The 12,422-nt window shown below is 45.7% G+C and carries 8 protein-coding genes and 3 rRNA genes; 7 read left to right on the top strand and 4 right to left on the bottom strand.

Annotation, left to right across the window (positions count from 1 at the left end):
• Positions 1-63: 63 nt before the first annotated feature.
• Positions 64-807 (bottom strand): hypothetical protein, encoded by a 744-nt coding sequence (locus Len3610_RS09175; RefSeq protein ID WP_176447684.1) that lies wholly within the window; start codon positions 805-807, stop codon positions 64-66.
• 650 nt (positions 808-1,457) lie between these two features.
• Here Len3610_RS09175 and Len3610_RS09170 point away from each other — a divergent pair.
• The 3 genes from Len3610_RS09170 (at position 1,458) to rrf (ending at position 6,775) form a co-directional block, all read left to right on the top strand.
• Positions 1,458-3,022, top strand: a 16S ribosomal RNA gene (locus Len3610_RS09170).
• Between the two features lie 157 nt (positions 3,023-3,179).
• Positions 3,180-6,524 (top strand): 23S ribosomal RNA (locus Len3610_RS09165).
• Positions 6,525-6,659: 135 nt separating this feature from the next.
• Positions 6,660-6,775: ribosomal RNA gene (gene rrf / locus Len3610_RS09160) — 5S ribosomal RNA — on the top strand.
• Together the 16S, 23S and 5S rRNA genes form the textbook arrangement of a ribosomal RNA operon.
• A gap of 365 nt (positions 6,776-7,140) precedes the next feature.
• Here the strand turns inward: rrf and Len3610_RS09155 are convergent.
• Complete coding sequence (locus Len3610_RS09155) at positions 7,141-7,314, bottom strand: hypothetical protein (protein WP_176447683.1); 174 nt, start codon at positions 7,312-7,314, stop codon at positions 7,141-7,143.
• A 216-nt stretch (positions 7,315-7,530) separates the two neighbouring features.
• Between Len3610_RS09155 and Len3610_RS09150 the strand changes: the two genes are divergently transcribed.
• Positions 7,531-7,722 carry a hypothetical protein gene (locus tag Len3610_RS09150; protein WP_176447682.1) on the top strand — a complete coding sequence of 64 codons (192 nt, stop codon included), beginning with the start codon at positions 7,531-7,533 and terminating at the stop codon, positions 7,720-7,722.
• Here Len3610_RS09150 and Len3610_RS09145 read toward each other — a convergent pair.
• Positions 7,714-8,970, bottom strand: a complete 1,257-nt coding sequence (locus Len3610_RS09145; protein WP_176447681.1) for a BaiN/RdsA family NAD(P)/FAD-dependent oxidoreductase — start codon at positions 8,968-8,970, stop codon at positions 7,714-7,716. The genes Len3610_RS09150 and Len3610_RS09145 overlap by 9 nt on opposite strands.
• 157 nt (positions 8,971-9,127) lie before the next feature.
• On the opposite strand from Len3610_RS09145, the gene Len3610_RS09140 reads away from it, so the two are divergent.
• Both Len3610_RS09140 and Len3610_RS09135 read left to right on the top strand, forming a co-directional pair.
• Complete coding sequence (locus Len3610_RS09140; protein ID WP_176449607.1) at positions 9,128-10,747, top strand: putative polysaccharide biosynthesis protein; 1,620 nt, start codon at positions 9,128-9,130, stop codon at positions 10,745-10,747.
• A 13-nt stretch (positions 10,748-10,760) separates the two neighbouring features.
• Positions 10,761-11,486: a pseudouridine synthase gene (locus tag Len3610_RS09135; RefSeq protein WP_176447680.1), complete on the top strand. Its 726-nt coding sequence runs from the start codon at positions 10,761-10,763 to the stop codon at positions 11,484-11,486.
• Between the two features lie 31 nt (positions 11,487-11,517).
• Here Len3610_RS09135 and Len3610_RS09130 read toward each other — a convergent pair whose 3' ends face one another.
• A complete protein-coding gene (locus Len3610_RS09130; RefSeq protein ID WP_176447679.1) occupies positions 11,518-11,736 on the bottom strand; it encodes a DeoR family transcriptional regulator in 219 nt (72 codons plus the stop codon).
• Positions 11,737-11,907: 171 nt separating this feature from the next.
• Between Len3610_RS09130 and thpR the strand changes: the two genes are divergently transcribed.
• Entirely contained in the window at positions 11,908-12,375 is a 468-nt protein-coding gene (gene thpR, locus Len3610_RS09125; RefSeq protein WP_176447678.1) for an RNA 2',3'-cyclic phosphodiesterase, read from the top strand.
• Positions 12,376-12,422: the final 47 nt, after the last annotated feature.

Genomic DNA, 12,422 nt, shown 5'->3' with positions numbered 1-12,422 from the left:
TATACATTATTTTACATAAATTACGGCATACTTCTGTCCAAGGCTCCTAGGCCTGAGTTTTTCTTAAGCTGGCACCCATTCAGTTTTCAGGATAATCCATTCCTCATTTTCGTAGTACCACAGTGTTTCCACTGTCCCCAATCGATCCGCTTGATAAGCACCATTAATCTGCTGATAACTCCTTATCGCAAACCCATTACGTTCACTTATCTCAACAGGTTCATAGAAAGCGATCGGTTCAATAATGGGTGTTGTGTTTTCAACCAGATTTCCATCTTCATCATAGATCCCCAGCTGTACATATTCCGAAGAACGGTTTTGTACATCAACAGTATTAGGCTCTTTTTCGTGATCGATTTGAATATCAACCTTAAAATCATCTTTGAAATCTGCCTGGATGTTTTCCTGTTCCGGAAGTGGAATTTCTTCAAAATGATCATTTTTTAAGGTGTGTAAATGGTAGTGATATAAATCGCCACTCTTATTTGCTGAACTTTGGTATAACATATCATTCACACCGTCGTGAGTCAGATCATAAAATTGAATGTCAGGTTCATATCCGCCTTCATAAGTTATTTCCCATTCCTGTCCATCATTGTCTGAAATAGTGGTCCATATTTCTTCATAATAATTGGAATCCGGTGCAAATAACACGCCATTCAATTCAATCGTTTCATTGGTGGAATTACCAGTTACATCTTCAGTGAATTTTTCAAGTTGCTGTGGGGAAGGGGTGTTTTCCTCAGCTTCAGTAACAATAGGTATGAACAGACCGATCAACAATCCGATAACACTAAACAATCTCATATGGTCTTCACCTCAAATATCAGTTGCTATATTTTGTGCCGAATCGTTGCATACTATACATTTCAGACGTTAAGATTAAACTAATCTGAAAATTTTTAGTGAGGCTATAAACAATGGGGAAGCTTCTTTGTTTCCACTCAGCCTTTAGGTCCGGAGCTAAAATTATCATATTAATCACATTACACCCGAAACGGCAGCATCGTTTTTGGATGAGCAAGGTTTCAGCGTATCCAATATGGAAGGCGGCATGCTGGAATGGGGTGGGGAAGTGATTAGTTAATCTGTTTACAGGAAAAAATTACAATCCTGGGATTTAATTTTTGTTTCAATTGATTGTTGACTTTTATTAGTTACGATAGTATTATTGTTCTTGCTGTTGAAAAACGGCCTAAAAATATCGGGCATTGATGATGTTGTTGAAAAGTTATTGACAACTTAAATCAATGGTGATATAATATTTATGCTGTCGGGGAAAGACAGTATTTGCTCTTTGAAAACTGAACAAAACAACCTGTATGATAAACAGATGTCAGAGGTAAGAAGTTGAGAATTTGACGTTTCGTCTGATTTGATGACACTTTAACCCTGAAATCAATTTTTGAAGCTAAGACACTTATAAGGTTGATCGGTGTCGACCTTATGGCAAACTTTTATTGGAGAGTTTGATCTTGGCTCAGGACGAACGCTGGCGGCGTGCCTAATACATGCAAGTCGTGCCCGGGAAGCAGGTGAACGCCCTTCGGGGCGTTTCACCTGTGGAACGAGCGGCGGACGGGTGAGTAACACGTGGGCAACCTGCCTGTAAGACCGGGATAACTCGCGGAAACGCGAGCTAATACCGGATGACACTTTCGGTCGCATGACCGGCAGTTGAAAGGCGGCATTAAGCTGTCACTTACAGATGGGCCCGCGGCGCATTAGTTAGTTGGTGAGGTAAGAGCTCACCAAGGCGACGATGCGTAGCCGACCTGAGAGGGTGATCGGCCACACTGGGACTGAGACACGGCCCAGACTCCTACGGGAGGCAGCAGTAGGGAATCATCCGCAATGGACGAAAGTCTGACGGTGCAACGCCGCGTGAGTGAAGAAGGTTTTCGGATTGTAAAACTCTGTTGTCAGGGAAGAACACGTTCTGTTCGAACAGGGCAGGACATTGACGGTACCTGACCAGAAAGCCCCGGCTAACTACGTGCCAGCAGCCGCGGTAATACGTAGGGGCAAGCGTTGTCCCGGAATTATTGGCGTAAAGGGCACGCAGGCGGTCTTTTAAGTCTGATGTGAAATCCCGCAGCTTAACTGCGGGTGGTCATTGGAAACTGGAGGACTTGAGTACAGAAGAGGAGAGTGGAATTCCACGTGTAGCGGTGAAATGCGTAGAGATGTGGAGGAACACCAGTGGCGAAGGCGACTCTCTGGTCTGTCACTGACGCTGAGGTGCGAAAGCGTGGGTAGCGAACAGGATTAGATACCCTGGTAGTCCACGCCGTAAACGTTGAGTGCTAGGTGTTAGGGGGTTTCCACCCCTTAGTGCTGAAGTTAACGCAATAAGCACTCCGCCTGGGGATTACGGCCGCAAGGCTGAAACTCAAAAGAATTGACGGGGGCCCGCACAAGCGGTGGAGCATGTGGTTTAATTCGAAGCAACGCGAAGAACCTTACCAGGTCTTGACATCCTCTGATGGCGGTAGAGATACCGTGTTCCCTTCGGGGACAGAGTGACAGGTGGTGCATGGTTGTCGTCAGCTCGTGTCGTGAGATGTTGGGTTAAGTCCCGTAACGAGCGCAACCCTTGATCTTAGTTGCCAGCATTAAGTTGGGCACTCTAAGGTGACTGCCGGTGACAAACCGGAGGAAGGCGGGGATGACGTCAAATCATCATGCCCCTTATGACCTGGGCTACACACGTGCTACAATGGATGGAACAAAGGGCAGCGAAGCCGTGAGGTGAAGCAAATCCCATAAAACCATTCCCAGTTCGGATTGCAGGCTGCAACTCGCCTGTATGAAGCCGGAATCGCTAGTAATCGCGGATCAGCATGCCGCGGTGAATACGTTTCCCGGCCTTGTACACACCGCCCGTCACACACGAGAGTTGGCAACACCGAAGTCGGGTGAGGTAACCTTTCGGAGCCAGCCGCCGAGGTGGGGCCAAATGATTGGGGTGAAGTCGTAACAAGGTAGCCGTATCGGAAGGTGCGGCTGGATCACCTCCTTTCTAAGGATTTTTAAGGAAGTCATGCATGGTTGTTTGGTTCAGTTTTGAGGGAGCAAAATCCCTCGTGTGGAAGCGAAGTTTGGACCCTTGAAACTAAATAGAGCAAGACATTCAACGACATTGATTTAAAAACGTTCGTCAAACGAACGCACGTATTAGTTAAGTGAACGATGGCGCACGGTGAATGCCTTGGCACCAGGAGCCGACGAAGGACGGGACTAACACCGATATGCCCCGGTGAGTCGTAAGTAGACTGCGACCCGGGGATTTCCGAATGGGGCAACCCGCTGTCCGTAATGGGGCAGTACTTGTGTCTGAATTCATAGGGCACAAGAGGCACACCCGGGGAACTGAAACATCTCAGTACCCGGAGGAAGAGAAAGCAAACGCGATTTCCCGAGTAGCGGCGAGCGAAACGGAAACAGCCCAAACCGGAAAGCGATGCTTTCCGGGGTAGAAGGACACGCCATGGGAGTTATCAAGAAATGGCTTAGACGAATCGATCTGGAATGATCAGCCGAAGAAGGTAAGAGCCCTGTAGTCGAAAAGCCATTTCCTCCGGCGTGGATCCTGAGTACGGCGGAACACGAGAAATTCCGTCGGAATCCGGGAGGACCATCTCCCAAGGCTAAATACTCCCTGGTGACCGATAGTGAACCAGTACCGTGAGGGAAAGGTGAAAAGCACCCCGGAAGGGGAGTGAAACAGAACCTGAAACCGTGTGCCTGCAAGTAGTCGAAGCCCGTTAATGGGTGACGGCGTACCTTTTGTAGAATGGACCGGCGAGTTGCGATTGTATGCAAGGTTAAGTGGCAAACACGGAGCCGAAGCGAAAGCGAGTCTGAATAGGGCGTAAACAGTATACGGTCGCAGACCCGAAACCGTGTGATCTACCCATGTCCAGGGTGAAGGTCAGGTAACACTGACTGGAGGCCCGAACCCACGTATGCTGAAAAATGCGGGGATGAGGTGTGGGTAGGGGTGAAATGCCAAATCGAACACGGAGATAGCTGGTTCTCTCCGAAATAGCTTTAGGGCTTAGCCCTCAGGGAGAAGCGTTCTGGAGGTAGAGCACTGATTGGACTAGGGGCCCTCACGGTTACGAATTCAGTCAAACTCCGAATGCCAGTAACGCAAACCCTGGAGTCAGACTATGGTGAATAAGGTTCATAGTCGAAAGGGAAACAGCCCGGACCGCCAGCTAAGGTCCTTAAGTATACGTTAAGTGGAAAAGGATGTGGAGTTGCCCAGACAACCAGTATGTTGGCTTAGAAGCAGCCATCATTTAAAGAGTGCGTAATAGCTCAACTGGTCGAGTGACTCTGCGCCGAAAATGTACCGGGGCTAAACGTATCACCGAAGCTGCGGAGCAGAGGTCAGATACCAGAGGTCGGAAGTCAGAAAGTGAGGGAAGATAGTGATAAAACACTATAAGGATTTACGGATTTATCAAACAGGCTTATGACTTGCATTGAAAATTCATAAACTCACCTTGAATTTCTGACTTTGAAAAAATATGAACTTGGTGCTCAACTGAGAAGAGCAGCCCTTTCTATTCCAGCAAATATTGCTGAAGGATATGGAAAGAAAGATTCTATTAATGACTTCAAGCGTTTTCTTAAAATATCACTTGGCTCCAATAATGAAGTCAAGGTTATGTGGTTTTGTTTGGATTTGACATATTTGGATGAACAGAAATACACCTATCTTTATCAACGGTATGAAGAGTTAGGTAAGCAAATTTATTCTCTATACAAAAGTGGAAATAATCCGACTTCTGATTTCTGGCATCTGACCTCTGTTTGGTAGGAGAGCGTTCCAAATGCTGTGAAGTCAGACCGTGAGGACTGGTGGAGCGTTTGGAAGTGAGAATGCCGGTATGAGTAGCGAAAAAAGAGTGAGAATCTCTTTCACCGAAAGCCTAAGGTTTCCTGAGGAAGGCTCGTCCGCTCAGGGTTAGTCGGGACCTAAGCCGAGGCCGAAAGGCGTAGGCGATGGCCAACAGGCAGATATTCCTGTACCACCTCGTGAGCGTTTGAACGATGGGGGGACGCAGCAGGATAGGGAAAGCGCACTGTCGGAATTGTGCGCCCAAGCAGTGAGGGAGTTGGATAGGTAAATCCGTCTGACAATCCCAAGCTGTGACGGGGAGGGAAATTGAGTACCGAAGTTCCTGATTCCACACTGCCAAAGAAAGCCTCTAGTGAGTTCACAGGTGCCCGTACCGCAAACCGACACAGGTAGGCGAGGAGAGAATCCTAAGGTGATCGGGAGAACTCTCGTTAAGGAACTCGGCAAAATGACCCCGTAACTTCGGGAGAAGGGGTGCTCACACCGAGTGAGCCGCAGTGAATAGGCCCAAGCGACTGTTTACCAAAAACACAGGTCTCTGCGAAGCCGAAAGGCGAAGTATAGGGGCTGACACCTGCCCGGTGCTGGAAGGTTAAGGGGACGCGTTAGCGTGCTTGTCACGCGAAGCGCCAAACCGAAGCCCCAGTAAACGGCGGCCGTAACTATAACGGTCCTAAGGTAGCGAAATTCCTTGTCGGGTAAGTTCCGACCCGCACGAAAGGTGCAACGACTTGGGCACTGTCTCAACGAGAGACCCGGTGAAGTTATACTATGCGTGAAGATGCGCATTACCCGCGACTGGACGGAAAGACCCCGTGGAGCTTTACTGCACCTTGATATTTGAATGTTGGTAACAGCTTGTACAGGATAGGTGGGAGCCGTCGAAACGTGAGCGCCAGCTTACGTGGAGGCACCCGTGGGATACCACCCTGGCTGTACGAACATTCTAACCCAGGACCGTAATCCGGTCCGGAGACAGTGTCAGGCAGGCAGTTTGACTGGGGCGGTCGCCTCCCAAAAGGTAACGGAGGCGCCCAAAGGTTCCCTCAGAATGGTTGGAAATCATTCGCAGAGTGCAAAGGCAGAAGGGAGCTTGACTGCGAGACCTACAAGTCGAGCAGGGACGAAAGTCGGGCTTAGTGATCCGGTGGTCCCGCATGGAAGGGCCATCGCTCAACGGATAAAAGCTACCCCGGGGATAACAGGCTTATCTCCCCCAAGAGTTCACATCGACGGGGAGGTTTGGCACCTCGATGTCGGCTCATCGCATCCTGGGGCTGTAGTCGGTCCCAAGGGTTGGGCTGTTCGCCCATTAAAGCGGTACGCGAGCTGGGTTCAGAACGTCGTGAGACAGTTCGGTCCCTATCCGTCGTGGGCGCTGGAAGTCTGAGAGGAGCTGTCCTTAGTACGAGAGGACCGGGATGGACACACCGCTGGTGTACCAGTTGTTCCGCCAGGAGCACAGCTGGGTAGCTACGTGTGGCAAGGATAAGTGCTGAAAGCATCTAAGCATGAAGCCCCCCTCAAGATGAAACTTCCCATCACATTAAGTGAGTAAGATCCCTCAGAGACGATGAGGTGGATAGGTCCGAGGTGGAAGCGTGGCGACACGTGGAGCTGACGGATACTAATCGATCGAGGACTTAACTAAACCATATGTGGTTGAATGGAACTCTTATTTAGTTTTCAGGGTGCAAATTCCTGAAAAACCCCTTGCATTTTTCGTCAAAAATGCTATAATGATTGTTGTCCTTAACATAGGAATTAACACACCAAATGAAAAAGGTCTGGTAGCGATAGCGGAGAGGTCACACCTGTTCCCATGCCGAACACAGCAGTTAAGCTCTCCAGCGCCGATGGTAGTTGGGGTTTAACCCCTGCAAGAGTAGGACGCCGCTAGGCAAAGTGAAATCGGGAGTAACGGTACTCCTGATTTTTTTCATTTACAGGCAGGAAGAAAGGGTCACCGCTGGAAACAATTCGAAGTGTGTTAAGTGGCTGGTTGATCAAAGTCTGAATTTAAAAGCATATTAATTCTTGTATATAGTGGGTAGCAGCTCGAAAGACAGTGAGGAACAAGCTGTTTTTGCAGTTTTTTTAGTTACAACCGAAGTACAGGGAATAAGTAATAAAGTCAGATGTTAGAAGTCATACCATTAGCCGAAATCTGACCTCCCTGTTCGTTTTAAGTTTAAAAGTGATGTCAAACTTTAGAAAAAGCGCACCCATAGGGGTGCGCTTTTTCTGGTTGCTCTAACTGAAGTTCATTAAAAATTTTGGTTTTGGCTGTTTGTGCCATTATTCATTTGCGAAACAAACGGAACCATTTGCTGTACTGCCTGCCCAAAATTCTGGTTATTTCGTGTCATGCTATAGTATGTCGCTGCTCCGACGCCAACGGAAGCAATTAGTGGCAGCCACATATTGTTATTTTTTTGCATGATTATTCAATCCTTTCTATACAAGTCCCCGGACATTATTAGGTTTAGCTTGAATACCATTAAACATGTCAGGTATCAAATGCCAGTTTTTTTGAACATATCGAAGCGTTCGTAGCAGGAAAAGTGGAATTTTCGTGACACTGATCAGAAAAAATGGGAAAGCTGCGTAAGAAATAATTGACTGCTTTCTGCAGAGGAAGGGGAACTGTCGAACTCTTGAGACAGTTCCCCTTCCAAACATGGGCCGGAACATCCAAACATGGGCCGGAACATCCAAACATGGGCCGGAACATCCAAACATGGGCCGGGAACATCCAAAACATGGGGCCGGAACATCAACATGGGCCGGAACATCCAAAACATGGGCCGGACAAACATGGTCAATCCAAACATGAGCTGTCAGAGTGATTCTTCAGCAGCGTTCATACCTGCAAGACGTCCGGTTACTAAAGCAGAAGTGATATTATAGCCGCCTGTGTAGCCATGGATATCCAGAATTTCGCCGCAAAAATATAAACCATGCATGTATTTTGATCGCATTGTTTTTGGCATCACTTCTTTTATCGAAACACCGCCGCCTGTTACGAATGCTTTTTTAAGTGGCAATGATCCATTTATGGTGAAGCGGAAAGTTTTGAGTTCATGAATAACATTGCGGACAACTTCTTTTGAAACCGTTGCTGCTTTTTGTTCAGCATCTACATTATGGGTCACTAACATATAGTCAAGAAGTCGCTCCGGAACCAACCCTTTTAGAATATTTTTGATGGACTTTTTAGGGTTTTCTTTCATTGATTTAAAAATTGTTTGTGTCAACTGTTCTTCTTGCCTGTCGGGAATCACGTCAAGAAGCATTGGTACTTCCTGCCGGCCTTTCATGAGCTCTTTAACAACAAATTGTGAGCAGCGTAAAACGGCCGGGCCGGATATGCCAAAATGGGTGAAAATCATATCCATTTGATGTGTTATGATTGGTTTATTTTTTGTGTTTAAAACGGACAGAGAAACTTCCCTTAACGATAACCCCTGTAGGCTTTTATTTTGAATGAATGTTTCACTGGACGTGAGTGCGACTTCTGTCGGGTATAATTCTGTGACGGTATGGCCGGCTTTTGTGGCCCATGCATAGCCGTCTCCCGTTGACCCTGTGTGAGGGACTGCTTTCCCTCCGACTGCGACGACAAGCGATTTTGTAACTATTTTTTCGCCGCTTTCCAACATAATCGTATGCTCATTTTCATCATAATGCACAGCTTTTACCGGCGTATTCATTCGAACTTCTGCACCCAGTTTATCCAATTTGCTGATGAGTGCATTCACAACCGTTTTGGCTGAATTGGAGACTGGAAACATCCGTCCATGATCTTCTTCTTTTAGACCAACGCCCATTCCTTCAAAAAAATTGATGATATCGTAATTATTGAAAACAGAAAAAGGACTGTACAAAAATTTCCCATTTCCAGGTATATGTTTAATGACTTCATCTTCCGGGAGCCTGTTTGTGACATTACAGCGGCCGCCTCCGGAAATAGCCAGTTTCGTGCCTAATTTTCTTCCCTTTTCCAGCAATAAGGTTGCTGCACCTTTTTCAGCTGCGGCAATTGAAGCCATTAATCCGGATGGCCCTCCGCCGATTACAACGACATCGTAAGTCAATGTGCTTCATTCCTTTCATTAAGTAGCATACCACGTTTTTCTATACCCTAAAAACAATCCATTTTTCCGAATTTCTGTGACGTAAATTTAACGAAACCACGCGTATTCTGTGGTAAAATGATACTGAATGTAATTTATAGCAGATGCAGGTGAAATGATGTCGAATATTGTCAGGAGCACCATGATGCTCACCGGTGCCACGTTTTTATCAAAATTTCTGGGGATGATTTATGTTATCCCGTTTATTGAACTCGTAGGCGAAACAGGTGGTACGCTGTTTTCATTTGCGTATACACCTTATAATATTTTAATCAGTATTTCCACGGTTGGTGTACCATTAGCGGTTTCGAAGTTTGTGTCCAAATATAATGCGTTAGGTGATTATGAAACCGGGATGCGAATGTACAGAGCCGGCATTATGTTAATGGCTGTTACAGGATTTCTTGCTTTTTTATTTCTGTTTTTCAGTGCTGAATGGCTTGCCGGCTATATAATAACAGATGAGGAGACAGGAAATATTGCCGTTGCTGATGTTGCCATGGTCATTCGGATGGTAAGTTTTGCTTTATTGATTATACCACCAATGAGTATTACACGCGGCTTTTTCCAAGGGTATCAGTCAATGGGGCCAACTGCCGTATCTCAGGTCGTTGAACAAATTGTTCGCATTGGGTTTATTCTTGTTTCCGCATTTATTGTCATGGAGGTCGTTGGCGGCACAATCCCCACAGCGGTAGGGTTTGCCACATTTGCTGCCTTTATCGGTGCTCTGGCGTCTTGTGTCGTTTTGCTTGTTTATTGGCGAAAGCGGAAGGCAAATATTCGCCAAAATGCAGAGCAACAGCATTATACATACGATGTACCGACAAAGCGTTTATTTACCGAATTATTCCGGTATGCAGGGCCTTTTATTTTGATAGGCGTAGCTATCCCCCTATATCAGCTGGTGGATCAGTTTACAATTGAACGGGCAATGACAGCCATCGGGCAAAAAGAATTATTTGATACAGCTTACTCGGTGATCAATTATTCTGGTCATAAATTGGTCATCATTCCGGTCACGATTGCTACCGGAATGTCACTGGCGATTATACCCGCCTTGACCAAAACATTTACACAAGACAACCGGCCGATGTTAAATCAGCAGATTAATCAGGCGCTGCAAATTGTACTTGTTCTTGTTGTGCCGGCAGTTGTTGGGTTGTCGACGCTATCCGGCGTAGCATATGGTGCGATGTTTGGAATGGATAACATTGACTATACAGGTTCATTGCTTGGGTGGTACGCACCGGTTGCTTTGTTGTTTGCCTTGTTTACAGTGACAGCAGCCATCCTGCAGGGAATTAATGAACAGCAATTTGCCGTCATCAGTTTATCTGCCGGTGTCTTAATAAAAGTGTTATTCAATATCCAGCTGATCCATACATTTGGTGCCAAAGGGGCTATTTTTGGTACTGGACTTGCAGCCGGGACAGCCGTTGCATTAAACTTATGGCGGATTCAAAAGGCTATCCAATTTTCGTTCAGACAAACATTTAAACGTTTTTTACTGATATGTATTTTTTCAGTGTTTATGGTGATAGCCATTGTCATCATCAAAGCTTTATTCGGAACCTTTTTGGACTATGGGACATCACGAGGAGCGGCCGCGATCATGCTTGCTGCCGGTGTTGCAACCGGTGGCATCGTCTACTTATGGTTCAGTTATCAATCAACATTGCTTGAGCGTGTATTAGGTGACCGGGTAAGGGTTCTTGAGCGATTATTCCGCAGATGAATGGAGGATGTTCATGCGACTTGATAAATTGCTTGCTAACAAGGGTTATGGCAGCAGAAAAGACGTCAAAGCACTAATTAAGAAAAAGAAAGTATCCGTTAATGAGAAAATAGTTAAAGACAGCAGTTCCCACGTTAACCCGGAAAATGATAGTGTAAAAGTCAATAACGAAATGGTGCATTATCAGGCGTTTGTTTATATCATGATGAATAAACCGCCTGGCTATGTTTCGGCAACGGTTGATGCTCGTGATAAGACGGTCATCGATTTGTTGCCGGATGCTTATAAACGCTTTAATCCGTTTCCGGTCGGCAGACTTGATAAAGATACAGAAGGGCTTTTGCTGATTACGAACGATGGTGAATTGGGGCATTCGCTTACCTCTCCAAAGAAAGGCATAGAAAAAACATATTACGCAGATATTGAGGGACACGTGACAGAGGAGGATGTTGAACAATTTGAGCGTGGTATTCAATTAAATGACGGTTATACGGCCAAGCCGGCGACATTGGATATTTTGCGTGCAGGCCGTATCTCTCAAGTGCATGTTATCCTTACTGAAGGGAAGTTTCATCAAGTGAAACGGATGTTTGAAGCAATCGGTAAAAAAGTTGTTTATTTGAAAAGGGTCCAGATGGGAAATTTGAAGTTGGATAGCGCTTTGGATAGCGGGGAATTTCGCGAACTGACCAACGATGAAATTGATAGCCTGAAAAATGATGTCCAAAAAAAAAGCTGACTTACAAGCGTCAGCTGCTTCATCCTGATTATCAGGAAATGTTGACAGGTTTGTTTGTGGTTTTCCATTTCCCCCGTATAGGGCTTTTTACCAAACCATTATGTGTCAGAATACTCAAATCACGTTGGATGGTGCGGTCAGTTGTTCCAAATTCATCAGCGATTTCCTGGGTTGAGACTGTTCCTTTTTCTCTTATGTAAAGGTAGACAGCCTTCACTCTTGTCAGCATACGAGATGTCGCATGATTCAAAAAACCACTCCCTAGGGAATATCATTTTCTTTGGTGCAACTACCTGTGCCGATAATTTAATTTTACAGCTAAATTGTGTCAGAGAAAAGTAAAAATTATTATTTGTTGTGAAAACTTTAAAGTATTTTAATAAAGTATACGATATAAATCGTATAAAAATGAGGGATACAGATGAATTCGCCACATTATTTTATAGCTGTTCCGCTGCCGGGATTTCTTAAGGAACAGTTCGCCGGTTGGCAGCGTGAGTTGGAAGCGGAATTGCCTTATAAGCAATGGGTGCATCCGGATGATTTTCATATCACCTTGAAGTTTCTTGGGGCAGTTGACGAGCATCATCTTAATACGTTAATGAAGTCCATGCAGCAAATTGAACGATTCAGTGCATTCTCATTATTGACTGGTACGTTAGGCACGTTTGGCAACCCCAAAAGGCCGCGTGTTTTATGGGCGGGTGTGGAGCAAAAACCTGACTTGCTCCGTCTACAGAGTCGTGTTGAAGACATTGCAGTGCAAACAGGATTTCAGCAGGAAAATCGGGCCTATACGCCGCATATAACGCTGGCAAAAAAATGGGGCGGTGCCATGAAAGATCTGTCTGAAATAAAAAAACATTATAAGAGAACCACAAACGTTTAACAAGTTAATCAGGTCGTTCTTTACCGAATCTATCTGGAAGAGATCCT

The sequence above is a fragment of the Lentibacillus sp. CBA3610 genome (genome assembly GCF_013373365.1).
Lineage (GTDB): Bacteria > Bacillota > Bacilli > Bacillales > Amphibacillaceae > Lentibacillus.
The sequence above is the reverse complement of the archived record's forward strand: the minus strand, read 5'-3'. Positions and strand labels throughout refer to the sequence as shown.